The organism is Brachybacterium avium, assembly GCF_002216795.1.
In the GTDB taxonomy this organism is placed as follows: domain Bacteria; phylum Actinomycetota; class Actinomycetes; order Actinomycetales; family Dermabacteraceae; genus Brachybacterium; species Brachybacterium avium.
In genome coordinates, this window is record NZ_CP022316.1 from 3,017,629 (window position 1) to 3,043,496 (window position 25,868).

General features: G+C 71.2%; 22 protein-coding genes and 2 pseudogenes. 14 read left to right on the forward strand and 10 right to left on the reverse strand.

What is annotated here, in order from left to right; translation table 11 throughout:
- Positions 1 to 100 precede the first annotated feature (100 nt).
- The 4 genes and pseudogenes from CFK39_RS16565 (at position 101) to CFK39_RS13525 (ending at position 4,897) form a co-directional block, all read left to right on the forward strand.
- A pseudogene (locus CFK39_RS16565) lies at positions 101 to 1,770 on the forward strand (ABC transporter ATP-binding protein).
- 164 nt (positions 1,771 to 1,934) lie between these two features.
- Positions 1,935 to 3,857, forward strand: a complete 1,923-nt coding sequence (gene typA, locus CFK39_RS13515) for a translational GTPase TypA (RefSeq protein WP_089065897.1) — start codon at positions 1,935 to 1,937, stop codon at positions 3,855 to 3,857.
- A 4-nt stretch (positions 3,858 to 3,861) separates the two neighbouring features.
- On the forward strand, positions 3,862 to 4,311 hold the full coding sequence (locus CFK39_RS13520) for a hypothetical protein (protein WP_089065898.1): 450 nt from the start codon (positions 3,862 to 3,864) through the stop codon (positions 4,309 to 4,311).
- Positions 4,312 to 4,315: 4 nt separating this feature from the next.
- Entirely contained in the window at positions 4,316 to 4,897 is a 582-nt protein-coding gene (locus CFK39_RS13525; protein WP_089065899.1) for a CDP-alcohol phosphatidyltransferase family protein, read from the forward strand.
- Here the strand turns inward: CFK39_RS13525 and CFK39_RS13530 are convergent.
- A complete protein-coding gene (locus CFK39_RS13530) occupies positions 4,836 to 5,108 on the reverse strand; it encodes a putative acetyltransferase (protein WP_089065900.1) in 273 nt (90 codons plus the stop codon). The two genes, CFK39_RS13525 and CFK39_RS13530, sit on opposite strands and share 62 nt — an antisense overlap.
- A gap of 148 nt (positions 5,109 to 5,256) precedes the next feature.
- Between CFK39_RS13530 and fdxA the strand changes: the two genes are divergently transcribed.
- The 3 genes from fdxA to CFK39_RS13545 are packed head-to-tail and all read left to right on the forward strand — an operon-like array spanning position 5,257 to position 8,172.
- Positions 5,257 to 5,586, forward strand: a complete 330-nt coding sequence (fdxA, locus tag CFK39_RS13535) for a ferredoxin (protein ID WP_089065901.1) — start codon at positions 5,257 to 5,259, stop codon at positions 5,584 to 5,586.
- 2 nt (positions 5,587 to 5,588) lie between these two features.
- Positions 5,589 to 6,764: a succinyldiaminopimelate transaminase gene (gene dapC, locus CFK39_RS13540; RefSeq protein WP_089065902.1), complete on the forward strand. Its 1,176-nt coding sequence runs from the start codon at positions 5,589 to 5,591 to the stop codon at positions 6,762 to 6,764.
- 55 nt (positions 6,765 to 6,819) lie between these two features.
- Positions 6,820 to 8,172, forward strand: coding sequence for a citrate synthase (locus CFK39_RS13545; protein ID WP_089065903.1), 1,353 nt, complete (start codon positions 6,820 to 6,822; stop codon positions 8,170 to 8,172).
- Between the two features lie 64 nt (positions 8,173 to 8,236).
- On the opposite strand, the gene CFK39_RS13550 is transcribed toward CFK39_RS13545, so the two are convergent.
- Positions 8,237 to 9,187 carry a hypothetical protein gene (locus CFK39_RS13550; RefSeq protein ID WP_089065904.1) on the reverse strand — a complete coding sequence of 317 codons (951 nt, stop codon included), beginning with the start codon at positions 9,185 to 9,187 and terminating at the stop codon, positions 8,237 to 8,239.
- A gap of 21 nt (positions 9,188 to 9,208) precedes the next feature.
- Entirely contained in the window at positions 9,209 to 10,192 is a 984-nt protein-coding gene (gene dapD / locus CFK39_RS13555) for a 2,3,4,5-tetrahydropyridine-2,6-dicarboxylate N-succinyltransferase (RefSeq protein ID WP_089065905.1), read from the reverse strand.
- Between the two features lie 108 nt (positions 10,193 to 10,300).
- Here dapD and CFK39_RS13560 point away from each other — a divergent pair, with 108 nt between their 5' ends.
- Positions 10,301 to 11,593, forward strand: coding sequence for an MFS transporter (locus CFK39_RS13560; protein WP_089065906.1), 1,293 nt, complete (start codon positions 10,301 to 10,303; stop codon positions 11,591 to 11,593).
- A 21-nt stretch (positions 11,594 to 11,614) separates the two neighbouring features.
- On the opposite strand, the gene CFK39_RS13565 is transcribed toward CFK39_RS13560, so the two are convergent.
- Positions 11,615 to 12,523: a hypothetical protein gene (locus CFK39_RS13565; protein WP_089065907.1), complete on the reverse strand. Its 909-nt coding sequence runs from the start codon at positions 12,521 to 12,523 to the stop codon at positions 11,615 to 11,617.
- Positions 12,524 to 12,613: 90 nt separating this feature from the next.
- Here CFK39_RS13565 and CFK39_RS13570 point away from each other — a divergent pair, with 90 nt between their 5' ends.
- From CFK39_RS13570 to CFK39_RS13590, 4 genes are all read left to right on the forward strand, one after another.
- Complete coding sequence (locus CFK39_RS13570; protein ID WP_089065908.1) at positions 12,614 to 14,374, forward strand: FAD/NAD(P)-binding protein; 1,761 nt, start codon at positions 12,614 to 12,616, stop codon at positions 14,372 to 14,374.
- 60 nt (positions 14,375 to 14,434) lie between these two features.
- The gene (dapE, locus tag CFK39_RS13575) at positions 14,435 to 15,538 is read left to right on the forward strand and encodes a succinyl-diaminopimelate desuccinylase (RefSeq protein ID WP_218192259.1); all 1,104 of its coding nucleotides are present in this window, start codon (positions 14,435 to 14,437) and stop codon (positions 15,536 to 15,538) included.
- 16 nt (positions 15,539 to 15,554) lie between these two features.
- On the forward strand, positions 15,555 to 16,304 hold the full coding sequence (locus tag CFK39_RS13580) for an LOG family protein (RefSeq protein WP_089065909.1): 750 nt from the start codon (positions 15,555 to 15,557) through the stop codon (positions 16,302 to 16,304).
- A gap of 287 nt (positions 16,305 to 16,591) precedes the next feature.
- Positions 16,592 to 16,759 (forward strand): DUF3117 domain-containing protein, encoded by a 168-nt coding sequence (locus CFK39_RS13590; protein ID WP_010551467.1) that lies wholly within the window; start codon positions 16,592 to 16,594, stop codon positions 16,757 to 16,759.
- Between the two features lie 92 nt (positions 16,760 to 16,851).
- Here the strand turns inward: CFK39_RS13590 and CFK39_RS13595 are convergent, their stop codons facing one another.
- Positions 16,852 to 17,505, reverse strand: a complete 654-nt coding sequence (locus CFK39_RS13595; RefSeq protein ID WP_089066453.1) for an O-methyltransferase — start codon at positions 17,503 to 17,505, stop codon at positions 16,852 to 16,854.
- 130 nt (positions 17,506 to 17,635) lie between these two features.
- On the opposite strand from CFK39_RS13595, the gene CFK39_RS13600 reads away from it, so the two are divergent.
- Positions 17,636 to 18,049, forward strand: coding sequence for a twin-arginine translocase TatA/TatE family subunit (locus tag CFK39_RS13600; RefSeq protein ID WP_089065911.1), 414 nt, complete (start codon positions 17,636 to 17,638; stop codon positions 18,047 to 18,049).
- Positions 18,050 to 18,104: 55 nt separating this feature from the next.
- On the opposite strand, the pseudogene CFK39_RS17210 reads toward CFK39_RS13600, so the two are convergent.
- The 4 genes and pseudogenes from CFK39_RS17210 to CFK39_RS13620 form a co-directional block, all read right to left on the reverse strand.
- Positions 18,105 to 19,267: pseudogene (locus CFK39_RS17210) on the reverse strand (P-loop NTPase).
- The gene (locus CFK39_RS13610) at positions 19,264 to 19,860 is read right to left on the reverse strand and encodes a DUF1003 domain-containing protein (RefSeq protein WP_089065912.1); all 597 of its coding nucleotides are present in this window, start codon (positions 19,858 to 19,860) and stop codon (positions 19,264 to 19,266) included. Before CFK39_RS13610 ends, CFK39_RS17210 begins: the two are co-directional and overlap by 4 nt.
- 2 nt (positions 19,861 to 19,862) lie before the next feature.
- The gene (locus tag CFK39_RS13615) at positions 19,863 to 21,212 is read right to left on the reverse strand and encodes a magnesium transporter MgtE N-terminal domain-containing protein (protein WP_157697174.1); all 1,350 of its coding nucleotides are present in this window, start codon (positions 21,210 to 21,212) and stop codon (positions 19,863 to 19,865) included.
- Positions 21,209 to 22,765: an aminopeptidase P family protein gene (locus CFK39_RS13620; protein WP_089065913.1), complete on the reverse strand. Its 1,557-nt coding sequence runs from the start codon at positions 22,763 to 22,765 to the stop codon at positions 21,209 to 21,211. The genes CFK39_RS13615 and CFK39_RS13620 overlap by 4 nt, the downstream gene beginning before the upstream one ends.
- 37 nt (positions 22,766 to 22,802) lie before the next feature.
- Here CFK39_RS13620 and CFK39_RS13625 point away from each other — a divergent pair, with 37 nt between their 5' ends.
- Complete coding sequence (locus CFK39_RS13625; RefSeq protein WP_089065914.1) at positions 22,803 to 23,687, forward strand: PHP domain-containing protein; 885 nt, start codon at positions 22,803 to 22,805, stop codon at positions 23,685 to 23,687.
- Between the two features lie 234 nt (positions 23,688 to 23,921).
- Here the strand turns inward: CFK39_RS13625 and CFK39_RS13630 are convergent, their stop codons facing one another.
- A complete protein-coding gene (locus CFK39_RS13630) occupies positions 23,922 to 25,823 on the reverse strand; it encodes a DEAD/DEAH box helicase (RefSeq protein ID WP_089065915.1) in 1,902 nt (633 codons plus the stop codon).
- Between the last annotated feature and the right edge of the window lie 45 nt (positions 25,824 to 25,868).

The window sequence follows — 25,868 nt, forward strand, 5'->3', positions numbered from 1 at the left end:
GGACGAGGGCGGCGACGCGGCGGACGCCGACCTCGCGCAGGTCCACGCGACCGCGGGAGGCACCTCCGGCGCCGTCCGCGAATGGGACCCGGACCGTCCGCTGCTCGAGGTGAAGGACCTCGACATCACCTTCACCACCTCCGGCGGCGATGTGCCGGCCGTGCGCGGGGCGAACCTGACCGTGTACCCCGGCCAGACCGTCGCGATCGTGGGTGAGTCCGGCTCGGGCAAGACCACCACCGCCATGGCGGTCGCCGGTCTGCTCGCCTCCAACGGGCGGGTCTCCGGCGGCAGCATCGTCTTCCAGGACGAGGATGTCGCCAAGGCCTCCGGCAAGCGCATCCGCCAGCTGCGCGGCGATGAGATCGGCATGGTCCCGCAGGACCCGATGTCGAACCTCAACCCGCTGTGGAAGATCGGCTTCCAGATCAAGGAGTCGCTGACCGCGAACAAGGTCGCCAAGGGCAAGGCGGCGGACAAGCGCGTCGTCGAGCTGCTCGAGGAGGCGGGACTGCCGGATGCGGCACGTCGCGCGAAGCAGTACCCCACGAGTTCTCCGGCGGCATGCGCCAGCGCGCCCTGATCGCCATGGGCCTTGCGGCCCGGCCGTCGCTGCTGATCGCCGACGAGCCCACCAGCGCGCTGGACGTCACCGTCCAGCGGCAGATCCTGGACCACCTCGACGTGCTGACGGGCCAGCTCGGCATCGCCGTCCTGCTGATCACCCATGACCTCGGCCTGGCCGCGGAGCGCGCCCAGCACCTGGTGGTCATGTACCGCGGGCAGGTGGTGGAGTCCGGCCCGGCGCTGGAGATCCTCCAGAACCCGCAGCACCCCTACACGCAGCGGCTGATCGCGGCCGCGCCGTCGCTGTCCAGCCAGCGGATGGTCTCCTCCTACAGCACCCGCGGCGAGGAGCCCGCCCCAGGAGAGCAGTCCGCTCCGACGGAGGCACGGACCGACGACGTCATCGTCGCCGAGGACCTCACCCGGGTCTTCGACATCCGCGGCGGTGTGCCGTGGGTGAAGGCCGCGCCGTTCACCGCGGTCGATGACGTCTCCTTCACCCTCAAGCGCGGCACTACCCTGGGGATCGTGGGCGAGTCCGGTTCCGGGAAGTCGACGGTCGCCCAGATGGTGCTGGGCCTGCTGGCCCCGACCTCGGGAAGGATCCTCTTCGAGGGCCAGGACATCGCGGAGAAGTCCAAGCAGGAGCTCTTCGCACTCCGCCGTCGCATGCAGCCGGTGTTCCAGAACCCGTACGGGTCGATCGATCCCACGTACTCGATCTTCCGCACCATCGAGGAGCCGCTGCGCCTGCACGGCATGGCCTCCCGCGGCGAGCGGGAATCCCGGGTCCGGGAGCTCCTGGACCAGGTGTCGCTGCCGGCCGCGACCATGCAGCGCTACCCCAACGAGCTCTCCGGCGGGCAGCGCCAGCGCATCGCCGTGGCCCGGGCCCTCGCGCTGCGGCCCGAGGTGCTGGTGCTGGACGAGGCCGTCTCGGCCCTCGACGTGCTGGTCCAGGACCAGGTGCTCGCCCTGCTCAACGACCTCCAGGCCGAGCTGGACCTCTCCTACGTGTTCATCACCCACGACCTCGCCGTGGTCCGGCAGATCGCCGACCGGACGATGGTCATGGAGATGGGCAGGGTCGTCGAGCACGGGGCGACCGAGGAGGTCTTCCGCTCCCCGCAGCAGGAGTACACCCGGCGTCTGCTGGACGCCATTCCCGGCGGCTCCATCCCGCTGGCGGGCTCGGGCCGCTGAGCCCGGCACCCCGCCCAGCGCGTCGAAGGTCTCATCCGGCCCCCTGTGGCAGGAGGCGTGGGACGGATAGACTCGGCGAGGCCCTGGAGCGGGCCGCACGTCTCGTGCGGCCGGGCGCTGCTCGGTCCACGACCCGCCGCGCAACCTGAAACGAGCATCTGCGTATGACCATCCAGCACCGCACCGATCTGCGTAACGTCGCCATCGTCGCCCACGTCGACCACGGCAAGACCACCCTGGTCGACGCCATGCTCACCCAGGGCGGCGCCTTCGGCGATCGCGACAAGCACGACGATCGGGCGATGGACTCGGGCGAGCTGGAGCGCGAGAAGGGCATCACGATCCTCGCCAAGAACACGGCGATCCGGTACGCCGGGCCGTCGGCCGCGGCGATCGGTGAGCCGGACGGCATCACCATCAATGTCATCGACACCCCCGGCCACGCCGACTTCGGCGGCGAGGTCGAGCGCGGCCTGTCGATGGTCGACGGGGTGGTGCTGCTGGTGGACTCCTCCGAGGGCCCGCTCCCGCAGACCCGCTTCGTGCTGCGCAAGGCGCTGGCGGCGAAGCTGCCGGTGATCCTCGTGGTCAACAAGGTCGACCGCCCCGATGCGCGCATCGAGGACGTCGTCGGCGAGGCCACCGATCTGCTGCTGGGTCTGGCCTCGGACCTCTCCGAGGAGATGGACGACATCGATCTCGACGCGGTGCTGGACGTGCCCGTCGTCTATGCCTCCGGCAAGGCCGGCCGCGCCTCGACCACCCAGCCCGCCGACGGCACCCTCCCCGAGGAGGAGAACGTCGAGGCGCTGTTCAAGACGATCCTCGAGCAGATCCCGGCGCCGGTCTACGACGACGAGGTCCCGCTGCAGGCCCACGTCACCAACCTCGACGCCTCCCCGTTCCTGGGCCGCCTGGCGCTGCTGCGCATCAAGAACGGCGAGCTCTCCAAAGGCCAGCAGGTCGCCTGGTGCACCCAGGCGGGCACCGTCAAGCAGGTCAAGATCACCGAGCTGCTGGAGACCAAGGGCCTCTCCCGCGAGCCGATGACCCGCACCGCGCTGCCCGGCGACATCGTTGCCGTCGCCGGCATCCCCGAGATCATGATCGGCGAGACCCTCGCCGACCTCTCCGATCCGCGCCCGCTGCCGCTGATCGCGATCGACGACCCCGCGATCTCGATGACCATCGGCATCAACACCTCGCCGCTGGCGGGCAAGAACGGCAAGGGCCACAAGCTCACCGCCCGCCAGGTGAAGGACCGCCTCGACGCCGAGCTCGTCGGCAACGTGTCCCTGAAGGTGCTGCCCACCGAGCGTCCCGACGCCTGGGAGGTCCAGGGCCGCGGGGAGCTCGCGCTGTCGATCCTGGTGGAGCAGATGCGCCGCGAGGGCTTCGAGCTGACCGTCGGCAAGCCGAAGGTCCTCACCCGGGAGATCGACGGGAAGGTCCATGAGCCGGTCGAGCGCATGACGATCGATGTGCCCGAGGAGTACCTGGGCACCGTCACCCAGCTGATGGCCTCGCGCAAGGGCCGCATGGAGACCATGAGCAACCACGGCTCCGGCTGGGTGCGCATGGAGTTCGTCGTCCCCGCCCGCGGCCTGATCGGCTTCCGCACCCGGTTCATGACCGAGACCCGCGGCAACGGCATCGCCTCCTCCTACGCCGACGGCTTCGAGCCGTGGATGGGGGAGATCGAGTTCCGCTCCACCGGCTCCCTGGTCGCCGACCGCGCGGGCACCGTCACCCCCTTCGCGATGATCAACCTCCAGGAGCGCGGCTCCTTCTTCGTCGAGCCCACCTCCGAGGTGTACGCCGGTCAGATCGTGGGGGAGAACTCCCGCAACGAGGACATGGACGTCAACATCACCAAGGAGAAGAAGCTGACGAACATGCGCGCTGCGTCCTCGGACTCCTTCGAGAACCTGGTGCCGCCGCGTCGGCTGACCCCCGAGGAGTCCCTCGAGTTCTCCGCCGAGGACGAGTGCGTCGAGGTCACCCCCGAGGTCGTCCGCATCCGCAAGGTCATCCTCGACGCCAACGAGCGCAAGCGGGCGCACTCCAAGGCCAAGTCGGGGAAGTGAGGTCGTGAACCCCGCGCGATCGCCGGCGGGGTCGACCCGCAGCGTCGACACCAGCTCCCTCGCGGCCCGCCTCACGCAGGCCGCGATGGCGCTCGTGCTCGCGGTCATCTCGGTGCTGCTGATGCTCACCACGCATCGGCTGGAGCTGGAGCTGTTCGGCGTCGACGTCCCCGCAGGGCTGCTCTTCGGTGCGGTGTTCCAGGTGGTGACCTGCGTGTTCCTGTGGTCTGCGACCGGGTCGCGGTTCCCGTTGCTGGTGCTGGGCTGCCTGTGGGGGATGCTGGCCACCCCCTTCCTGGGGGAGAGCGTCGGCGGCGGCGTGCTGCTGCCGGCGGTGATCGGCGACGTCCCGCAGCTGTCCGGCTGGATCGTCCAGGGGCTCGGCCTGGTGATCCCCTTCCTCGTCGCGGCCGTGATCACGATCCTCGGGAAGCTCTTCCCGCGAGTCCGCTGATCACATGAGCATCTCCCCGCGCCCCGACTGGGCGACCATCCCGAACCTCGTCACCCTGGCGAGGTTCGTGCTGCTGGCGCCGGTGTGCCTGCTGCTGCTGGACGGGCCCGACACCCTCGCGGTGGTGCTGCTGCTGGTGTGGGCATCCACCGACTGGGTGGACGGGCTGCTCGCGCGGGCCCTGGAGCAGACCAGCCGGACCGGGGCGATCATCGACCCGATCGCGGACCGGGTGGGGCTGGCGGCGATCGTGCTGTCGCTGGCAGTGGCGGGCCTGCTGCCCTGGGCGGCGCTGGTGCTCATCGTGGTCCTGGACGTGGCGATGGTGGTGCTCGCGACCGGAGCGGCGCTCGGCGGACGGATCTCGGTGTCCTGGCTCGGCAAGATCCGCACCTTCGTCCTGATGGCCGCGGTGTTCCTGCTGGTGGTCGCCGCCGCCTGGTGGCCCGTCCTGATCCCTGCCGCGCAGGCGCTGATCTGGCTCGGGGTGGTGCTGCACATCGTCTCGGGGATCGACTACATCCTCAGGGCGCGGCGGGCCCCCGCCGTCGCACCGGTGGTGGAGGCACCTCCTTCGCCGCGATGACCAGCGCCCGCGGCACGCGCACCTGGCCGCGGCGGGTCATCACCTGCACCGAGGCCTCGTCGATACCCACGATGGTGCCCAGCGCATCGGTCATCGACTCCCCGTGGGGCGCGGACTGCACATCGATCGCATAGCGCAGCACCACCCGGCGTCCCTCGAGCAGGAAGGGGGCCCAGCCGGCGCGGGCCCGCGGAGCGTCATCGTCAGCCATCCTGCGAGACTATCCCCGCCCCGCGGACCGCGGGCCGGGGCTCCGGGTGTGCAACCTGTCACCTCGGTGGCGCCGGCCTCCGCCGCGCCATCGCCGGAGCGGGCGGGATGAGATGATGGGGGCCGTCTCCGACGGAAGGAAGCCGCCCATGACCTACGTCATCGCCCTGCCCTGCGTCGACGTGAAGGATCGTGCCTGCGTCGACGAGTGCCCCGTGGACTGCATCTACGAAGGCAACCGGATGCTCTACATCCAGCCCGACGAATGCGTGGACTGCGGTGCCTGCGAACCCGTCTGCCCTGTCGAGGCGATCTTCTACGAGGACGACACCCCGGACCAGTGGGCCGAGTACTACCAGGCCAACGTCGAGTTCTTCGATGACCTCGGTGCCCCCGGCGGCGCGGCGAAGATGGGCGTGATCGACAAGGACCACCCGATCATCGACGCCCTGCCGACGCAGCCGAACCCCCTGGCCTGACCATGGCGGCGAACTCCGGTCCCCGCCCGAGCCCGGCGCGCAGAGGGCTCGCCGAGCGGCTGCCCGCCTTCCCCTGGGACGCACTGCTCCCGGCGAAGCAGCGCGCCGCCACCCACCCCGAGGGGATCGTGGACCTCTCCGTGGGCACCCCCGTGGATCCGACACCGGCCTCTGTGCAGGCCGCCCTCGCCGCCGCCGCCGACAGCCCCGGTTACCCGACCACGATCGGCACCCCGGCGCTGCGGGAGGCGCTGGTGGACTTCAGTCGCCGCCACCGCAGCGCCCCGGACTCGCTCGGCATCGAGGGCGTGCTGCCCACCGTCGGCTCGAAGGAGCTCGTCGCCCACCTCCCCTTCCAGCTCGGGCTCGGCCCCGGGGACGCCGTCGCCTTCCCGCACATCGCCTACCCGACCTACGACATGGGTGCCCGCTTCGTCGGCGCCGAACCGCTGCCGGTGGACATGGTCCGGCTCGCGACCCACGGGGATGAGGCCCTGCCCGAGCCGTCGGCCGCGCAGCGGATCCGGCTGCTGTGGCTGAACTCCCCGTCGAACCCCACCGGGGAGGTGCTCGACGTCACCCAGCTGGCGGCCGTGGTGCGCTGGGCCCGGGAGCGGGGGATCGTGGTCGCCTCCGACGAGTGCTATGCGCTGCTGCCCTGGACCGTGGACGATGTTCCCTCGGTGCTGGACCCGCGGGTCAACGGCGGTTCGCTGGAGGGGCTGCTGTGCGTGTACTCGCTGTCCAAGCAGTCCAACCTCGCCGGCTACCGAGCCGCCTTCGTGGCCGGGGACCCAGCACTGGTGGGCGAGCTGGTGGCGGTGCGGAAACAGGCCGGGATGATGCTCCCCGGCCCGGTGCAGATCGCGATGACCGCAGCGCTGGGCGACGATCAGGCCGCAGCTGACCAGCGTGAGATCTATCGCGCTCGGCGCGCGCTGCTCGAGCCCGCGCTGCGAGCCGCCGGCGGCTCTGTCCACGGTTCGCAGGCAGGACTGTACCTGTGGACCACCTTCGGCGAGAAGGCGATGACCAGTGTCGAACGCCTCGCAGCCAGCGGCATCCTGGTGGCGCCCGGGATGTTCTATGGTGGCAGTGGTGGAGGATTCGTCCGGGTCGCGCTCACCGCGACCGATGAGCGGATCGCTGCCGCCGCCCGGCGCCTCGAGCGCCTCTAGAACCTTCGGCGCCCGTGGGTGCCGCACCGATCCGACCACGCACAACGGAGAGCCCATGGATCACGCGACGACGTCTGCTCAGCTCAGCCTGGGGGAGAAGACTCTCGACCTCCCCACCGTTCCCGCCGTGGAGGGCAACTCCGGCATCTCGATCGGGCCGCTGCGCAAGGAGACCGGTCAGGTCACCTACGACCCCGGCTTCATGAACACCGCCAACGCGAAGTCGTCGATCACCTATATCGACGGCGACGAGGGCATCCTGCGCTACCGCGGCTACCCGATCGAGCAGCTCGCCGAGAAGTCGAGCTACCTCGAGGTCGCCTACCTGCTGATCCACGGCGAGCTGCCCACCAAGGGCCAGCTCGACAACTTCGAGGCCAGGGTCGAGCACCGCACGCTGCTGGACGAGCGCTTCAAGCGCATGTTCGACAACTTCCCGCGGGATGCGCACCCGATGGCCGTGCTCCAGGCCGGGACCTCGGCGCTGTCGACCTTCTACCAGGACTCGCTGGACCCCTTCGACGCGGAGCAGGTGCGGATCTCCGCCGTGCGGCTGCTCGCGAAGCTGCCCACGATGGCGGCCTATGCGCACCGCATCGCCCAGGGCCACGCCCTGCTGTATCCCGACAACCGGCTCTCGCTGATCGAGAACTTCCTGCGGCTGACCTTCGGGTTCCCGGTCGAGGAGTACATCGCGGACCCGGTCGTGGTGCGGGCGATGGAGCAGCTGCTGATCCTGCACGCCGACCACGAGCAGAACTGCTCGACCTCTGCGGTGCGCCTGGTCGGCTCGGCCCAGGCGAACCTGTTCACGTCGATCTCCGCCGGCATCGGGGCCCTCTCCGGCCCGGCCCACGGCGGCGCCAACGCCGCGGTGATGGACATGCTCGACCAGATCCAGGCCGAGAACATGGACCCGCGCGACTTCATGGAGAAGGTCAAGAACAAGGAGGACGGGATCCGCCTGATGGGCTTCGGCCACCGGGTGTACAAGAACTATGATCCCCGCGCCCGCATCGTCAAGAAGATCGCCGACGATGTCCTGGAGCGCCTCGGCGTCAACGACTCGCGCCTGGAGCTGGCCATGAAGCTCGAGGAGATCGCGCTGAAGGACGACTACTTCGTCGAGCGCAAGCTCTACCCGAACGTCGACTTCTACACCGGCCTGATCTACAAGGCCATCGGCTTCCCCACCGAGATGTTCACGGTGCTGTTCGCCATCGGCCGCCTGCCCGGCTGGATCGCGCAGTGGGAGGAGATGGTCCACGACCCGGAGACGAAGATCGGCCGTCCCCGCCAGATCTACACCGGGCACGCGGAGCGTCCCTACAAGGAGATGGGCGAGCGCACCGGCACCAGCGAGCTGCGCCTGGCCGAGCTGCAGTCCGACATCGCCAACCGGGGCTGAATCCGTCGCACCGCGGTGACCCCGACGAGGGCCGAGCTCCCCGGGAGCCCGGCCCTCGTCGGCGTCAGCGCCCGCTGACCAGCACCACCACGTGCCCCGTGGCACCATCATCGGCGGCGCCCCAGCTACGGGCCTCCTCGCCGTGGACCGCCCGGTCCCAGACCCGCCCCTGATAGGACACCCGGACCACCCCGTCGTCCGCGGCGCGAGCGACCGCCCAGTTCGCGACCGCCCAGCCCAGCGCGGCATCGCCGCCGGGATCGATCACCAGTGCGGTCGCCCCGGCATCGGCGGACGGCTGCGGCAGCGTGCCGGAGGCGGCAGTCAGGGCCGAGGTGAGCCGACCGGAGTCGACGGCGCGCGGGAACTGCCGCAGCAGCTCGGAACGGACCTGCTCGGGGGAGACGGTCGCCCCGACGGCAGCCAGGGTGCATACCAGATTCGGTCCGCTCTGTCCGGTCAGCGCCGAGGCGTACAGCCGTCCCTCGGTCTCGTGGTCCCGGTAGGCCTCCGGATGGCCGGAGCGCTGGACCTGCTGGGCCACATCGTTGATGTCCGCGCCCGTATAGCCGGGGATCCTCACCAGCTCGTCGTAGAACGCATTGGCGGAGTAGACGGGATCCTGGATCTGCTCCTCGGTGCCCCAGCCCTGGGAGGGGCGCTGCTGGAACAGGCCCAGGGAGTCGCGGTCCCCGTAGTCGATGTTCTGCAGCTGCGATTCCTGGTACGCGGTGGCCAGCGCGATCGAGGCCGCCCGCGGCGGCAGCTGCCGGTCCACGGCGATCGCGGTGATCAGCGCCGCGTTCGCGACCCGGTCGGTGCTGTAGCGATGGCTGGTCCCCAGCCCTGTCGCCACGCAGGTGCCCTCATGGGCGGGGGAGCCGTAGCGCTGCAGCGCGACGTAGCTGCCGCCGGCGATGGCCGAGAACAGCAGCACCAGGGTCAGGGGAACAGCGAGATGGCGAGCGAGGGAACGGCGTGATCCTCGTCCGCGCCGCCGCGCGCCTGCCGCCACCTCGAGTCCTCTGCTCCGCTGTCAGTTCGCGTGCAGCGCGGCGTTGAGCTCGACGGTCTGTCCCTCGTGGGCCACCGCCTGGACTGCGCCGCTCAGCGAGTGGCGACGGAACAGCAGGTTCGCCACCCCGGAGAGGTCACGGGCCGTGACCACGTGAGGCCCCTCGGAGGCGGTGCCCGCCTCGCCGATGAGCTCCACCTTGGTACCGGCGGTGACGTACAGGCCCGCCTCGACCACGCAGTCATCGCCCAGGGCGATGCCCACGCCGGCCTCGGCGCCCACCAGCGAGCGGCGGCCGATGCTCACCCGCTCGGTGCCGCCGCCGGAGAGGGTGCCCATCGTCGAGGCGCCGCCGCCGACATCGGAGCCGTCGCCCACGACCACGCCTTGCGAGATGCGGCCCTCGATCATCGAGGCGCCAAGGGTCCCGGCGTTGAAGTTCACGAAGCCCTCGTGCATGACGGTGGTGCCCTCGGCCAGGTGCGCACCCAGCCGGACCCGGTCCGCGTCACCGATGCGCACCCCGCCGGGCAGCACGTAGTCGACCATGCGCGGGAACCTGTCGACGCTGAACACGGTGGGGGTGCGTCCCGCTGCGATCAGGCGCAGACGGGTCTCCTCGAAGCCGGCGACGGCGCAGGGCCCCTGAGAGGTCCAGACCACGTTGGTGAGCTTTTCGAACAGACCCTCGAGGTTCTGCGCGTTGGGCCGGACCAGGCGGTGGGAGAGCAGGTGCAGGCGCAGGTAGGCATCGGCGGCATCGACCGGGGCATCAGCCAGCGAGATCGTGCGGACGACGACCTCCTGCGTGGTGCCCCGCACCTGGTCGGCCCGGGCGGCGGCGGTCAGCTGAGAGTGCAGCGGATGGCTCTCGATCTCGGAAGGAGCCTCGCCGAGCTGCGGGGAGGGATACCATGCATCGAGGACGGAGCCGTCGGCACCAAGGGTGGTGAGTGCGATGCCCCAGGCCTTCGTGGCAGGGGAGTCCGTTGTCGTCGTGGCCATGAGGCGAGTCTACGAAGCCAGACGCGGCAGCGGCACCATCGGAGCGCCTGCCGGGGCCAACCCCACAGTGCGGCGGGGCCGCACGGCGGAGCGGGGTGAGGCCCGGAGATGACGGATGCCGCCGCCCCTGTCCCACTGCGTCGCAACCCCGAGTACCTGCGGTGGCTGGTCGGCGACCTCCTGCTGGATGCCGGCACCGGGATCGGAGCCTTCGCGTTCCCTCTGGTGACCTTCATGGTCACCGAGGACCTCGGCATCACGGGACTGGTCGCGCTGGTCCAGGGCCTCGGCGCGCTGGTCGGCCTGATCCCGGGCGGACTGCTGGCGGACCGCGTCGAACGGCGGCGCCTGCGGCTGCTGGCCGGGGTGATCGGCGCCGCCGTCCAGGCAGTGCTGGTCATCGTGCTGCTGACCGGGATGGCGGGGGCGGTGGTGCTGGCCGCCCTGGCGTTCGCCGACAGGTTCCGCGAGACGCTGCTGGGCAGCGCCTCCAACGCCATGCTCAAACAGATCGTGCCCACCACGCAGCTGCCCCGGGCGGTCTCGGTCAACCAGGGGCGCGAGGCCGCGGTGGAGATGGTCGCGGGCCCGGCCGGCGGCGCGCTGCTGGGCCTGTCGATCGTGTTCCCTCCGCTGGCCCAGCTGCTGGGCAACCTCGGCTCGGTCATCGCGACCCTCGGCATGCGGCGTCGGTACCACCCGCGGATCGTCGGCGCCAAGCGCACGAAAGTGGGGGAGGACATGCGCGAGGCGCTCGGCTGGATGGTCTCCCAGCCCCTGCGCCTGCAGATCCTCGCGATCGCGTCCGCGGTGAACCTCGGGGCCAACGGCCTGATCTTCGCGGTGCTGCTGAACCTCGCCTCGGACGGGGTCTCGGCGACCCGGATCGGCCTGCTGAACACGGTGCTGGCCGCGGCGATCCTGCTCGGCGCGGCCCTCGCGCCGCGCCTGGTGGACACGGTGCCGACGGGGATGCTCGCGATCGCTCCCGTCGTGGTGATGGCGCTGGTCGGGGTGTTCCTCGGCTTCGAGCCCGGCATGGTCTGGATCGGCGTGGCCTACGCCGTGCTAGGGGTCGGGATACCGGCGACCAATGCCTCCAGCCAGGGATTCTTCACCCACATCACGCCCGTGTCGATGCAGGGGCGGGTCAGCTCGCTGATGCGGGTGGTCTCCTCGGCGCTGATGCCGCTGGCCCCGGCGGCGGCCGGCTGGGGGCTGGAGCTCGTGGGCGTCATGCCCACCATGCTCGTCTTCGCCTCCGTGCTGGCGCTCGGCGCCCTGGTGGGGATGCTGGGCCCTGACCTGCGCCGGATCCCCACCGCGCCGCGATGGGAGGCCCATGCCCGTCAGGAGGGGCTCGCGGTCGAGGAGGACGAGGAGCCGTCCTCCGAGCGCTGAGCGTCGCGGAGCCCGCCCCGCTCACACCGCGGGCGGCTCCTCCACCTGCGGCGCGGGCCCGATCCACTCCGCCGCCCGGTACCGGCGCACGATCTGCCGGAGCCGCCGGGAGCGCAGGTAGATGATCAGCACCGCTGCCACCAGTGCGGCGGCGCCGCCGCCGAGCAGCCACGGCGACCAGTGCGAGACCCCACCGACATCACCCAGCATCGGGGAGATCAGCAGCAGCGCGGCCCCGGCCACGATCATGAGCACCCCGGCAGCCACCAGCAGCGCCGGTCCGAGGGCGCGTGCGATGGCCGGTCCCGCCGACTCGCCCTGCAGCGGGCGTTGCAGCGGCAGCCCGCGGCCGAGCTGCCCCGGCCGGGAGGCCGCCCAGCCCAGTAGGAGATGATCGCGTCGCCTCGTCGCCACCGTGCCCACCAGCGCCGCCAGCAGCCCGGCCACGAGCGCGACCACCAGCAGCGTCAGCCCCTGCTCCGGGACACGCTCGGCGAGCCCGGCCGACTCGGAGCGGATGCTCAGGACCACCATGATGACGACTGCCGTGAACGCCACCAGCAGCAGCACCGCCTCGACCAGGCGCAGCGGGAGCTGTCGCGCGCGCTGCTCCGCCTGCGCGGCGGATTCCAGCTCGTCGGCCACCGGATCAGCGCCCTCCTCGAGCACCACGCGGCGCTCGTCCGCCAGGCGCTGGGCGAACTCCTCGGTGCTGGGGCCGGAGCGCAGGGACGGGGCGTACTGCGCGCGCTGCGTCGCGGTGAGCCAGGTCGTCATCACCAGTGCATCGGCGGAGGCACGCTCCTCGGGCAGCAGATCGGCGTTCACGATCGCGCGCAGCTTCGCCGCCTGGCGCCCGCCGAACAGTCCCGGAGGCGTCGAGGGGCCGCTGGGCGGGAGATGTCTGGGCGACGGCGCGGGAGTCGACATGGCGTCATCGTCCCAGATCGGTGGGGGCGGTGTGGACGCGGCCGCGCGAACACGTGCGGCAACAGGTGGAGGTCACGCCATACTGGAGCGATGACCGCAGCCGCCGAGCCCCTCCGCACCGTCGCCGTCGTCGGGGCAGGGCCGCGGGGCACGGCGATCATCGAACGACTGGTGGCGGCGTCGAACGGCCCGAACTGGCGGGGCGGCCTCACGGTGCATCTGATCGACCCCCTGGTCGGCCGCGGTGGTGCCGTCTGGCGGCACGACCAGTCCGAGGTGCTGCTGATGAACACCACCACCTGCCAGACCACGATGTACCCCGATGAGTCCTGCCATGCGCTGCTGCCCGCGCCGCGCACGGAGACCCTCGCCGACCATCTGGCAGGGGAGGGGCTCGCCCCCACCGACTTCGCCTCCCGTGCCGCGCACGGCCGCTATCTGGCCCACGTGCTGGAGACGGCGCGGCGCGACGCCGATCCGGCCCGGCTGCGGATCGTCGAGCACGCCGCCGAGGCCGTCGACGTCACCGGCGGGGCCGACGGTCCGCAGCGGGTCCGGCTGAGCGACGGGCGGGTGCTGCGCGCCGATGCCCTCGCGCTCGCACTCGGGCATCTGCCCACCGCGCTCGGCCCCCGCTCGCAGCAGCTCGCCGACGCCGCTGCCCGACATGGCCTGGTCCATATCGGGCCCGCGAACCCGCTCGAGGTGGACTACGCCTCGCTGCTGGGACGGGAGGCCGTGGCGGTCCAGGGCCTGGGGCTGAACTTCTACGACGCGATCGGGATGCTCACCGAGGCGGCAGGCGGGTGCTTCGCGCCCGACGCCTCCGCCCCCTCCGGCCTGCGCTACCTGCCCGGCGGCGGGGAGCCGCACCTGGTGGTCGGCTCCCGCTCCGGCATGGTCTACCGGCCCAAACCCGATCTCGGGGACTGGATGCCCGAGCCGTACCTCCCCGAGGTGCTCACGGGGGAGCGGGTGCTCGAGCTCGCGGTCCGCGCCGCGGGGGTGGACCACGAGCGCGACGTGATGCCGCTGATGTTCGCCGAGCTGCGCCGGGCGCTGCGGGGCGGAGGATTCCCCGAGCTCGCCGACGACCAGCTCCTGCTCACACTGCTGTTCCCCTTCGGCCGCCGCGGCGGGGAGAGCCCGGTGCCGCCGCGGAGCACCCGTGACGTGCTGCGCGAGGCGCTGCGGGCCGCGACCGAGCCCGACCCGGCCTGGGTGCTGATCTACCGGGTGCTCATCGCCCTGCGGATCCAGGTGGGTCGCCTCACCGACCTCGGTGCCTACACCACGGAGTCCGTGCGCCAGGACATCGACGGCCACCTGCGCAACGCCTTCGCCTCCTGGGCCTCGGGCCCGCCGGTGCTGCGCGTGCGGCAGGTGCTCGCGCTCCAGGAGGCGGGGCTGTTGGAGTTCACGGGTCCGCGGATGCACGTGGACATCGACGACGAGGCCGGCCGCTTCGCCGTCCACGGCGCGGAAGAGCGGATCACGCTGTGCGACGGGGTGCTCGAGGCGCATCTGCCGCCGGTGGACCTGCCCGCCTATCGCAGCGCCCTGCTGGGCGCCTGGCGCGAGCGCGGCGAGGTGCAGAAGGACTCCTGGGCCTCGCGCGGCACGAGGCGACGGATGCTCACCGGCTCCATCGCGGTCGATGGCCTGTACGCGCCGGTCGGGACCGACGGCACCGTCTACGAGCGTCGGCTGCTGGTCGGCGTGCCGGTGAGCACGGCGCAGCCGGGCTCCTCGATCACCGCAGAACCAGGCACCTCCCCGCAGCTGCTGCGGCACGCCGAGGCGGTCGCTCTGCGCCTGGCCCGTGCCGGAGGCGCGCTGTCCGGGGAATGAGTGCTCGCTGAGCGCGGCAGGGTCGATCCCGCGCCGCCCGGACGTGGCACGATGACGGCCATGAGCAAGCAGACGGCCCCGGTCCTCGATCCCCACGCCGATATCGCCCGGCTCACTGCGGCGATCGTCGACATCGAGTCCGTCTCCGGGAACGAGCAGGCGCTCGCCGATGCGGTCGAGCAGGCGCTGCGCGAGCACGCCGGTCACCTCGAGGTGCTCCGCGACGGGGACACCGTGATCGCGCGCACCGACCGGGGGCTTGCCCAGCGGGTGCTGCTGGCCGGGCACCTGGACACCGTCCCGGTCGCGGACAACCTCCCCTGCGCCCGCCGTCTAAGGGAGGGCCGCGAGGAGCTGGTGGGGCGCGGCACCTGCGATATGAAGGGCGGCCTCGCGGTGTTCCTCAAGCTCGCCGTCGAGGCCTCGGCCGCGCCCGTGGATCTCACCTGGATCTTCTACGACCACGAGGAGGTGGCCGCGGCGGACAACGCCCTCACTCGGATCGCCGCTGAGCATCCCGAGCTTCTCGAGGCGGATTTCGCGATCCTCGGCGAGCCGACCTCCGCCGGTGTCGAGGGCGGCTGCAAGGGCACCATGAAGCTCGAGGTCACCGCTCGGGGCCTCGCCGCGCATTCGGCCCGCGACTGGGTGGGGGACAACGCGATCCACCGCCTCGCACCGGTGCTCGAGCGGGTCGCGGCCCACGAGGCCCGTCGCGCCGTGATCGACGGGCTCGAGTACCGCGAATGCCTCAACGTGGTCTCGATCGCGGGAGGCATCGCCGGGAACGTGATCCCCGATCGGGCCACTGCGCTGCTGAACTACCGCTTCGCACCGGATACCTCCGTCGCCCGGGCGGAGGCGCACGTGCGCGAGCTCCTGACCGGTCTCGAGCTGGAGATCGACGTGGTCGACTCCTCCGGCGGCGCGCTGCCCGGCCTGGACAACGCCGCGGCCCGCGGCTTCCTCGCCGCGCTGGGGGAGGGCGTCACGGTGGCGGCGAAGCAGGGCTGGACCGATGTGGCCCGCTTCTCGGCGCTGGGCACCCCGGCCGTGAACTTCGGTCCCGGGGATCCGCTGCTCGCCCACACCGATGATGAGCACGTACCGCTGGAGGATCTCGAGATCGCGCTGGCAGGGCTGCGCCGATTCCTGTCGGCCTGAGCGCTACGCTCGGTCCATGACGCCTGAGGAACGAGACCACCACCGCAAGGGCCCGATCACGCTGCGCGGCGCCCAGCTGCCCGACCGCACCACCGACCAGCGCCTGCTGGAGGAGGACGGCGAGACGGACTGGGTCCATGCGGACCCGTGGCGGGTGCTGCGCATCCAGTCCGAGTTCATCGAGGGCTTCGGTGCGCTCGCCGAGCTCGGGCCGGCGATCTCGATCTTCGGCTCCGCCCGACTGGGTGCGGACAGCGCCCACTACGAAAGCGCGGTGGAGATCGCCCGCGGTGTGGTGGAGATGGGTTACGCGGTCATCACCGGCGGCGGTCCCGGGATCATGGAAGCCGGCAATCGCGGTGCCCAGGAGGCCGGTGGTGTCTCCGTCGGGCTCGGCATCGAGCTGCCCCACGAGCAGGGGCTGAACAAGCATGTCGACCTCGGGGTCGACTTCCGGTACTTCTTCGTGCGCAAGACGATGTTCGTGAAGTACTCCAGCGGCTTCGTGGTGATGCCCGGCGGCTTCGGCACCTTCGACGAGCTCTTCGAGGCGCTGTGCCTGATGCAGACCCACAAGATCGACCTGTTCCCGGTGGTGCTGGTGGGGCGTGACTACTGGCAGGGCCTGCTGGACTGGCTGCGCACCACGGTGGTCGAGGGCGGGATGGTGAAACCGCTGGACATCGATCTGATGCGCGTGGTCGACACCCCGCAGGAGGCGCTGGAGATGCTGCGGAAGTACGCCCGGAAGGCACCCGTCTCGTGAGTGCCGTCGGTCGACGAACTGCGAGGGACGAGTGGGAGGAGATCGACTCATGAGCGCAGTCGGACCGATCGTGATCCTCCTGCTGCTGGTCGCACTGCTGGTCGGAGCGCTGATGGTGGGGGTCGCGACGGGCAGGATCGGCGGCGGGATAGACCTCCCGGACAGGCCCCCACGAGCCCGACGTGCGCGCCGGTCCCCAGACCTGAGATAATGGCCACCGTACGCGCATTGTCCGAGGCCCCGTCCGGGGGTGCCACGCAAGGGCAGTGACACATCAAGGAGGCACGATGGCTGCTATGAAGCCGCGCACCGGTGACGGTCCGCTCGAGGTCGTGGAGGAGGGTCGCAGCATCATCATGCGGGTCCCGCTCGAAGGAGGCGGCCGCCTGGTCGTCGAGATCGCCGCATCGGAAGCCGTGGAGCTGCGAGACGCCCTGGAGGGTGTCATCAAGTAGCAGATCACCAGCCCAGACCTCAGCCCCGCACCCTGTTGGTGCGGGGCTGAGGTCATCTCCGGGCCGGTCGCCGGCCGCGCTCTATCGGGCGGTCAGGGGCGCAGCACGGCGGCGAGCACGCCGTCGCCGCTGCCGGTGAGCACCGAGACCAGGTCCTCGGAGTCGGTGACGGCCTTCAGCAGTGCGCGCACGGCCTGCGTGGTGGCATCCCGCGCGGTCGGGTCCGCGACCCGGTCGTGGAACAGGGCGTGCGGGATGACCAGCACCCCGCCGGGCCTCAGCAGGCGCCGCGCATGCTCGAGCAGGTCCAGGGCATGCGGGGTGTGAGCGGGGAAGCTGACCAGGTCATAGGCGTGGTCGGTGAGACGCCCGACCACATCGCGGGGACGGCCGGCGATGGTGCGCACCCGCGGGGACCGGATCCCGGCCTCGGCGAAGGACTCCCGGGCGGCACGCTGGTTCTCGACCTCGAGGTCGATGGTGGTCAGCACCCCGTCCGGGTGCATTCCCGAGAGCAGGTAGAGGGAGCCGACACCGCTGCCGGTCCCGATCTCGACGGCGGAGCGCGCCTGGACCGAGGCCGCCAGCACCCGCATCAGCGCGCCGGCCCCCGGCAGCACGGGGGCCGCGCCGAGCTCGTTGCCGCGTTCTCTGGCGCGGGCGAGCACCCCGTCGTCGGAGAAGAGGGTCGCCTCGTCGACGAATTCCTCACCGTGGGCCCAGCCGGCCACTTTTCCCGACGACATCAGCGCATCCTCTCCGTTCACAGTCCGATCTGGCCGATCCTACGACAGCGGCCGCTCCTGTGAGCCCCGCCGAGCCCGCGATGCAATAATGGCGACGCATCAGCAGACCTCGAGACGTACAAGGTGGACAATGGGCGGCACCGGATTCATGGGCCTCGGCGGCTGGGAGATCGTGGTCCTGCTCATCGTGTTCCTGGTGATCGTGGGGCCGCAGCGGCTCCCGGATGTCACCCGGCAGCTGGTGCGGTGGGTGCGGCAGGCGCGGGTCTGGGTCGAGGACTCCCGCTCCACGGTCGAGGACGAGATGGGCATCGCCATCGAGGACCTCCGCAAGTACGATCCCCGCCAGTACGATCCGCGGCGCATCATCCGCGAGGCCTGGGGCGACACGGACCTCGAGGAGCTGATCCCCAGCAAGGACTCGATGAGCGCCGCCCTCGGCGGTGCTGCGGCCGGTGCCGCCGCGAAGGGCGCGACGTCCGGGAAGAAGTCGACGAAGGACAAGGGGCCCAAGCGGGCACCCTTCGACGACGAGGCCACCTGAGCCGAGGCCTCGGGGCCGGCGCTCCCCGGGATCAGCCCCGTGAGGGACGTCCCGTTCAGGATCGCGCGACGGTCAGCGGAAGCTTCATCCCGCCGAGCCCGCGCGGCTTGTGCACCAGCGCTCGGGCGACGCCCTTGAGCGCCAGCGAGGTGGGGGAGCCGGGGTCCGAGACCACCAGCGGCACCCCGTGATCCGAGCCCTCGCGCAGCGCGGGGTCCAGTCCGATCCGTCCCAGCACCGGCACGTCGTGGCCGACGGCCCGCGCCAGCGTCTGCGCCACCCGGTCCCCGCCGCCGGTGCCGAAGACGTCCATCACGGTGCCGTCCGGCAGGGTCAGCCCGGCCATGTTCTCGACCACCCCGGCGACCTCCTGCTCGGTCGAGGTGGATAGCGATCCGACCCGCTCGGCCACCCCGGAGGCGGACTGCTGCGGCGTGGTGACCACGACCATCTGCGCGCTCGGCAGCAGCTGGGCGACCGAGATCGCGACGTCGCCGGTGCCGGGCGGAAGATCCAGCAGCAGCACGTCCAGATCGCCCCAGAACACGTCCGAGGCGAACTGCTCGATGGCGCGATGCATCTTGGGCCCGCGCCACACCACCGCCTGCCCCTCGGGACGAACATGCCGATGCTCATGACGGCCACGCCGTGCGCCGCCGGGGGCATCAGCAGGTCCGAGACCTTGGTGGGCTGCTCGGTGATCCCGAACATGCCCGGCATCGAGAAGCCGTGGATGTCCGCGTCGATCACGCCCACACGCAGCCCGTCGGCCGCCATCGCCGCGGCGAGGTTCGCAGTGACGGTGGACTTGCCGACCCCGCCCTTGCCGGAGGAGATCGCGAAGATGCGCGTCAGCGAACCGGGCTGGTTGAAGGGGATCTGACGACGGCCCTGGCGCAGGCGGTTCGTGAGCTCACGACGCTGCTCCTCGGTCATCGCACTGGTGGAGACCTCGACCCGGGACAGGCCGGGGACGGTCGCGGTCGCCTCCGCGGTCTCGCGCTCGATGCGGTCCCGCATGGGACAGCCCTCGATGGTCAGCAGCACCATGACATGCGCGGTGTCGTCGGCATCGACCGTCACCGAGCCGACCATCCCGAGCTCGGTGATGGGGCGATGGATCTCGGGGTCGATCACCCCGCTCAGCGCCTCGTGGATCTGGGCGACGCGCTCGTCGGTGTCGGTCTGCCCGGTCTCGGTCTGCTCGGAGTTGTTCACTGGCTGTTCTGCTCCTTCGATGACGTGGTGGTGGCATCGGCCGTGCGGCGGTCCAGTGCCGCCTCGACCTCCTCGCGCAGGAGGGTGCGCAGAGTGTCGGCATCCCGGGCGGGCGGCGCCTCGAGGTCCTCGAGCAGGTCCCGCAGCTCGCTGCGCACGAAATCGCGAGTGGCGACATCGTTCAGGGCGAGGCGCAGGGAGGCGATCTCCCGGGTGATGAAGTCGGTGGTGGCGTGGTTGCGCTCGTTGGACTGACGGTCCTGCTCGGCCTGGACGCGGTCGCGGTCGTCCTGACGGTTCTGTGCCAGCAGCAGCAGAGGCGCGGCGTAGGAGGCCTGCAGGGACAGGATCAGCGTCAGCAGAGTGAAGTTCAGGGCGCGCGGATCGAACTGCGCGGATTCCGGGGCCAGCGAGTTCCAGGTCAGCCAGACCGCACAGAACAGGGTCATCCCGACCAGGAAGGCCGGTGTGCCCATCATCCGGGCGAAGCCCTCGGCGGCGCGTCCGAAGGCATCGCCGCGGAAGGGATTGGGCACCAGCGGGCCTCTGCGCGGTGACGGATCGTCCAGCGGGCTGTGGATGTGCTCTGCCATGCTCAGCCCTTCGTGGTACGGGGCGGGGCGGGGTCCTCGGCGTCGCGGGCCGTGGCCCGGGCGATCTCGGACAGATCGATCTGGCCGGTCGCCGGCGGCGGCTCGTCCTGCTCTCGCCAGTCATCGGGCAGCACGTGATCCAGCACGTCGTCGACGGTCACCGCGCCCAGCAGCCGACCTTCCTCGTCGACCACGGGGAGCGAGACCAGGTTGTAGGTGGCCATCTCCCGGGTGAGCGCGGACAGCGCCACGGTCGGGGCGACTACGACCTTGTCCGCATCGAGGATCTCCCCGACGGGGCGGTCGGGGCGCTCCCGCAGCAGCTGCTGGAAGTGGACGATGCCCAGCAGCTTCCCGGTGGGGGTCTCGAGCGGGGAGCGGCAGACGTGCACCGTCGAGGCGAGCGCGGCGTGGATCACCTCACGGCTGATCATCGCCAGGCAGTGCGCCACCGGGGTCTCCGGTGCCACGATCAGGGGCTCGGTGGTCATCATGCCGCCGGCGGTGTACTCGTCGTAGGCGAGCAGGCGGCGCACGTCCTCCGCCTCCTCGGGCTCCATCAGGCTCAGCAGATGGGCGGCGACGGACTCCGGGAGCTCCTGGACCAGGTCGGCGGCATCGTCCGGGTCCATGGCGTCGAGGATGTCCGCTGCCCGGGTGGCGTCCAGCCCGGTGACCACCTCGACCCGGATGTCCTCGGGCAGCTCCTCGAGCACATCGGCGAGGCGTTCGTCGGCGAGCTCCCCGGCGAGCTCGGTGCGGCGCTTGGGCTCCAGCTCCTGGATGACCTCCGCGAGATCGGCGGGATTCAGATCCTGGTACGAGGCGGCCAGGAGGTGCGCGGACTGCTCCGCCTGCGTGCCGTAGAGCCCGGAGACCTCGGACAGCTCGACCGTCACGGTCTCCCCGCGCGAGACCAGCCGGCTCAGCGAGCCGCCCCTGCGCTGCCGGCGCAGATGCAGCCGGGAGACGTTCCAGTCCCGATGACGATCCTGGTCCAGGGCGATGTCCAGCACCGTCGCCTCGCCGGTGTCATCGTTCAGGGTCACCGCACGGTCCAGCAGATCGCCGATCACCAGCAGCTCACCGGTGCGCTTCTCGAAGCGGCGCACGTTCAGCACCCCGGTGGAGATCACCTGTCCCGGGGAGATCGAGGTGATCCGGGTGATGGGCAGGAACGCCCGGCGCTTCCTGCCGACCTCCACCACCAGGCCGACGGCGACCGCGCTGGTGCGCGACTGCGGCACGACCACGACGTCACGGACCGTCGCCACCACGTCACCGATCGGGTCGAAGACGGTGGTCCCGGCGAGCCGTGCCGCGTAGAAGCGCGGTCGCGCGGACGTGCTCACCGCTGCAGCTCGGAGATCCAGCGCTCGACGTCCTCGGCCCGGCGCGGGGCGGCGGCCGAGAGGTTCTCGACGCCGTCGGCCGTCACCAGCACGTCGTCCTCGATGCGCACGCCGATGCCGCGCAGCTCGCTCGGCACCAGCAGGTCGTTCTCCTTGAAGTACAGCCCGGGCTCGATGGTGAAGACCATCCCCGGCTCCAGCTCCGCGTCGAGGTACATCTCGCGGCGGGCCTGGGCGCAGTCGTGGACATCCAGTCCCAGGTGGTGGCTGGTGCCGTGCGGCATCCAGCGGCGATGCCACTGGCCCTCCGCGGAGAGGGACTGCTCAGCGGTGCCGGGCAGCAGGCCCCACTCCGCGAGCCGGTGGGCCAGCACCTCCATCGCGGCGGTGTGCAGCTCGCGGAAGCGCAGGCCGGGACGGGCCACCGCGAACGCGGCATCGGAGGCCTCCAGCACCGCGTCGTAGATCTTCCGCTGCGCGGGGGAGAAGGTGCCGGAGACCGGCAGGGTGCGGGTGACATCGGCGGTGTACAGCGAGTCCACCTCGACGCCGGCGTCGATCAGCACCAGCTCGTCGGCCGAGACCTCTCCGTCGTTGCGGGTCCAGTGCAGGGTGCAGGCATGGTCGCCGGCCGCCGCGATGGTGTCGTAGCCGACGCCGTTCCCGTCGGCCCGGGCGGTGGCCGCGAAGACGCCCTCGATGACCCGTTCCCCGCGAGCATGGCCGATGGCGCCCGGCAGGTGCCGGATGACGTCCTCGAAGCCGCGCAGGGTGGCGTCGACGGCCTTGCGGAGCTCGCGGACCTCGTACTCGTCCTTGACCAGACGCTGCTCGCTCGCAGCCTCCTTCAGGGCGGCGTACTCCGCTGCCGCCTCATCACCGTCGGGCAGCCCGTTCTGCCCGCGGATCTCCTCGACCATCGCCTCGACGGAGGCGTCCACGCTCGGCATCACGCTCAGCGAGAGCTGGGCGCCGACGTCCTTGGCGAGATGATCGCGCAGCTCGTCGATATGGCGCACCTCGATGCCGAGGCGCTGGGCGGCCTCGGCGACGGTGGGGCGGCGCCCCACCCACATCTCGCCGTAGCGGGCGTCGGCGTAGAACTCGCTGGAGTCGAAGCCGGCGCGGGGACGGAAGAAGTACGTGGCCTCCGCGCGCTGGGGGTCCTCGGCAGAGGGCTCGACCACCAGCACGCTGTCGGGCTCCTCATCGGTGCCCAGGCCCGAGTAGTAGGCGAAGGCGGACTCCGGGCGGAAGGGGTAGTCGGTGTCGTTGGAGCGGACCTTGAGGACGCCGGCCGGCAGCACCAGGCGGGTCGCGCTCAGGCGCTGCACCAGCGCGTCACGGCGGGCCGGGGTGAAGTCCGCAGCCTCGCGACGCTCGGCATCGGGGACCGTCTCGTCCCAGCCGGAGGAGATGAACTCGCGGAAGGCCTCGTTGCTGGGGCGCTGCGAGCGGGAGTCGCCGCGAGAGGCGAGCTCCTCCATCCGCTCGCTGCTGCCGGCGCTTCCGGTGGTGGTGGTCTGCTCGGTGCTGCTGTTCTCGGTGCTCACCCCTCGATGGTCTCACGGCGCGGTCTACCCTGGGCGTATGAGTGAGAGGACTGACGCCGGCGCCGCACAGCGGATCGACCTGCATGCACACAGCTCGTGGTCCGATGGGACGACGGATGTCCGGGAGCTGTTCGCGCAGGCTTCCGCCGCCGGTCTGGACGTGCTGGGACTGACCGACCACGACACCGTCTCCGGCTGGTCGGAGCTCGACGCGGCGGTCGCTGCCAGCTCGGTCGCCGCAGTGCCCGGCATCGAGGTCTCCAGCGAGGTCGACAGCCGCAGCGTGCATCTGCTCGCACTGCTGGTGGATCCGTCGCCGGAGACGGCTCTGGCCGCGGAGATGGCCAGTGCACGCAGTTCACGGGTGGAGCGAGCTCGGCGCATGGTGGAGCTGATCTCGGCCGATCACCCGGTCCGCTGGGAGGATGTGACGGCACAGGTCGCGGGGGAGAGCACCGTGATCGGTCGCCCGCACATCGCCGACGCCCTGGTCGACGCACGCGTGGTCCCGGATCGTTCTGCGGCCTTCACCGAGATCCTGCGCCCCTCCGGCCCGTACTACGTCCCCTACTACGCGCCCTCGCCGCTGTCCGCGGTTCGCGCCATCCGCGAGGCCGGGGGCGTCTCGATCCTCGCCCACCCCGGGTCGGTCACCCGGGACGACGACCTGCCGCTGACCCTGTTGGAGGCCCTGGTCGAGGCCGGCCTCGACGGCATAGAGGTCGACCATCGCGAGCACGGCACGGACGAACGGGCCCGGCTGCGGGAGTTCGCGCGCAGCCACGACCTGCTGATCACCGGCGGCAGCGATTTCCACGGCACCGGCAAGGAGAACCGGCTGGGCGAGAACCTCACCGTCCCCGAGGTGCTGGAGGAGATCGCCGCGCGGGCCACCAGCGGCACCCGGATCATCCGGCCCTGACCGGGTGCTCCGTGCCTGACCTGCTGCTCCGTGTCTGACCGGGTGCTCCGCCCGGTCCCAGCGCAGCACGATGCCATCCGCGGGCGCTCTCTCAGCATGCGACCCCGTATACAGGTGCGGATGCTGGCTGAGCGCCACTGGATGCAAGGCACTGGCGGCCCGTGCCCCGGAGACCGGGACACGAGCCGCTGAACTGTGCCGTGGGACGGGCTGCGCCGCGGCGCAGGACCTCGGTCAGTTCTCCTGCGGGGCAGAGCCCTGGTCGCCTGCTACACCGGAACGTCCGCGGCCTCCGCGGGAACGGCGGCGACGGGGGCGGCCTTCCTCCGAGGAGTCCTTGCCCTGCGGCTCGCCCTGCGACGTGCTCCGGGAGGCGCTCGGCGTCCCGCTCTGCGGGGCGTCGGTGACCTCACCGTTGACCCGGCGGGTGCGGGAGCGGGTCCGGCTGCGGCGGGGACGCTCGCCCGAGCTCTCCTCGGTGCTGGTGCTGGTGCTGGTGCTGGTGCTGGTGCGGTCGCCGGGACCGGAGCTCGGGGCGGCGTCCTGACGACCGCCGTCGCGACCGCTGGGGGAATCGTCGCGGGACCGGTCTCGACCACCGCTGCCACGACCGCCGCCGTCTCGACCGCCGCCGTCTCGACCGCCACGGCCATCGCGCTCGCCGCCGCGGCTCCGGCCGCTGCGCTCACCCCGGCCACCGCGTCCACCGCGGCCGCCGTTGTCACGACTGCCGCCACGGTCGCCGCGGCCGGCGTCCCGGCCGCCGCGAGCACCTTCGGGGCCGCCCAGATCCTCGAGCTCCTCGGCCTCCAGACCCTCCCGGGTGCGCGCGCTGCGGGGGAGGGTGCCCTTCGCCTCGGCGGGGATGTCGAGGTCGGTGAAGAGATGCTCCGAGGTGGAGTAGGTCTCCTCGGCCTCGGTGGTCTCCAGCCCCAGCTGACGGGCGATGAGGGCCCAGCGAGCCAGGTCCTCCCAGTCCACGAACGTGACCGCGGTGCCCTTCTTGCCCGCCCGGCCGGTGCGGCCGGTGCGATGCAGGTACGTCTTGTCGTCGTCGGGGCAGTTCCAGTTCACGACATGGGTGACGTCGGTGACGTCGATGCCGCGGGCGGCGACGTCGGTCGCGACCAGCACATCGATCTTCCCGTTGCGGAAGGCGCGCAGCGCCTGCTCGCGAGCGCCCTGCCCGAGATCACCGTGCAGCGGTGCCGCGGCGAAGCCGCGGTCGGCGAGATCGCCGGCGACCCGATCCGCTTGCCGCTTGGTGCGCATGAAGATGATCGACAGACCACGGCCGCGGGCTTGCAGGATGCGCGCCATCACCTCGATCTTGTCGAGCTGGTGCGCACGGTAGACGACCTGCTTGATATCTGCTTTGGTGCGGGCGCCGTCGTTGGGGTCCTGGGCACGGATGTGCGTGGGCTGCTTCATGAAGCGGCGGGCCAGCGCCATGATCGGGCCGGGCATGGTGGCCGAGAACAGCATCGTCTGGCGGTTCTCGGGCACTGCCTGCAGCAGCTTCTCGATGTCCTCGAGGAAGCCGAGGTCGAGCATCTCGTCGGCCTCGTCGAGCACGGCCGTGCGCACCTGGGAGAGGTCCAGGTACTTCTGGCGCATCAGGTCGATGAGCCGGCCCGGGGTGCCGACCACCACCTCGACGCCCTTCTCGAGCGCCTCGATCTGCGGCTCGTAGGCGCGGCCGCCGTAGACGGTGAGGATGCGGATCGGGCGCTTCGCCGAAGCGGTCTCCAGGTCATGGGCGACCTGGACGGCGAGCTCGCGGGTGGGGAGCACCACCAGGGCCTGCGGCTTGCCGACGGGGCGGTCGTGCGGATTCGGCTCGCCGGGCGCCACGGAGCTCTGCAGCAGTGGGATGCCGAAGCCGAGGGTCTTGCCGGTGCCGGTCTTGGCCTGGCCGATGATGTCGCGGCCGCGCAGGGCGACCGGCAGGGTCATCGACTGGATGGGGAAGGGGGTGGTGATGCCCTTGGCGGCCAGCGCGTCGACGATGTCCTTGCGGACATCGAAATCAGCGAAGGTCTGGACCGGTTCGGGCTGTGCGGAAGTGCCGGAGCTCTGCTCGACGGCGGGGGAGGCCGACACGGCCTCGTCGGTGTGCGGGGTGGATTCAGGCACCGTTCAACTCTCTGGTCATGGATATGCACGGCCATCGTAGCCCCC

What these genes read in the sequence shown, in the direction of transcription:
- dapD (WP_089065905.1), bottom strand. Translation starts at nt 10,192, where the DNA reads ATGGCCACGACGACAACGGACTCCCCTGCCACGAAGGCCTGGGGCATC.
- CFK39_RS13610 (WP_089065912.1), bottom strand. Translation starts at nt 19,860, where the DNA reads ATGGCAGAGCACATCCACAGCCCGCTGGACGATCCGTCACCGCGCAGA.
- CFK39_RS13565 (WP_089065907.1), bottom strand. Translation starts at nt 12,523, where the DNA reads ATGTCGACTCCCGCGCCGTCGCCCAGACATCTCCCGCCCAGCGGCCCC.
- CFK39_RS13600 (WP_089065911.1), top strand. Translation starts at nt 17,636, where the DNA reads ATGGGCGGCACCGGATTCATGGGCCTCGGCGGCTGGGAGATCGTGGTC.
- fdxA (WP_089065901.1), top strand. Translation starts at nt 5,257, where the DNA reads ATGACCTACGTCATCGCCCTGCCCTGCGTCGACGTGAAGGATCGTGCC.
- CFK39_RS13570 (WP_089065908.1), top strand. Translation starts at nt 12,614, where the DNA reads ATGACCGCAGCCGCCGAGCCCCTCCGCACCGTCGCCGTCGTCGGGGCA.
- CFK39_RS13580 (WP_089065909.1), top strand. Translation starts at nt 15,555, where the DNA reads ATGACGCCTGAGGAACGAGACCACCACCGCAAGGGCCCGATCACGCTG.
- CFK39_RS13560 (WP_089065906.1), top strand. Translation starts at nt 10,301, where the DNA reads ATGACGGATGCCGCCGCCCCTGTCCCACTGCGTCGCAACCCCGAGTAC.
- CFK39_RS13595 (WP_089066453.1), bottom strand. Translation starts at nt 17,505, where the DNA reads ATGTCGTCGGGAAAAGTGGCCGGCTGGGCCCACGGTGAGGAATTCGTC.
- CFK39_RS13590 (WP_010551467.1), top strand. Translation starts at nt 16,592, where the DNA reads ATGGCTGCTATGAAGCCGCGCACCGGTGACGGTCCGCTCGAGGTCGTG.
- dapE (WP_218192259.1), top strand. Translation starts at nt 14,435, where the DNA reads ATGAGCAAGCAGACGGCCCCGGTCCTCGATCCCCACGCCGATATCGCC.
- typA (WP_089065897.1), top strand. Translation starts at nt 1,935, where the DNA reads ATGACCATCCAGCACCGCACCGATCTGCGTAACGTCGCCATCGTCGCC.
- CFK39_RS13545 (WP_089065903.1), top strand. Translation starts at nt 6,820, where the DNA reads ATGGATCACGCGACGACGTCTGCTCAGCTCAGCCTGGGGGAGAAGACT.
- CFK39_RS13525 (WP_089065899.1), top strand. Translation starts at nt 4,316, where the DNA reads ATGAGCATCTCCCCGCGCCCCGACTGGGCGACCATCCCGAACCTCGTC.
- CFK39_RS13625 (WP_089065914.1), top strand. Translation starts at nt 22,803, where the DNA reads ATGAGTGAGAGGACTGACGCCGGCGCCGCACAGCGGATCGACCTGCAT.
- CFK39_RS13530 (WP_089065900.1), bottom strand. Translation starts at nt 5,108, where the DNA reads ATGGCTGACGATGACGCTCCGCGGGCCCGCGCCGGCTGGGCCCCCTTC.
- dapC (WP_089065902.1), top strand. Translation starts at nt 5,589, where the DNA reads ATGGCGGCGAACTCCGGTCCCCGCCCGAGCCCGGCGCGCAGAGGGCTC.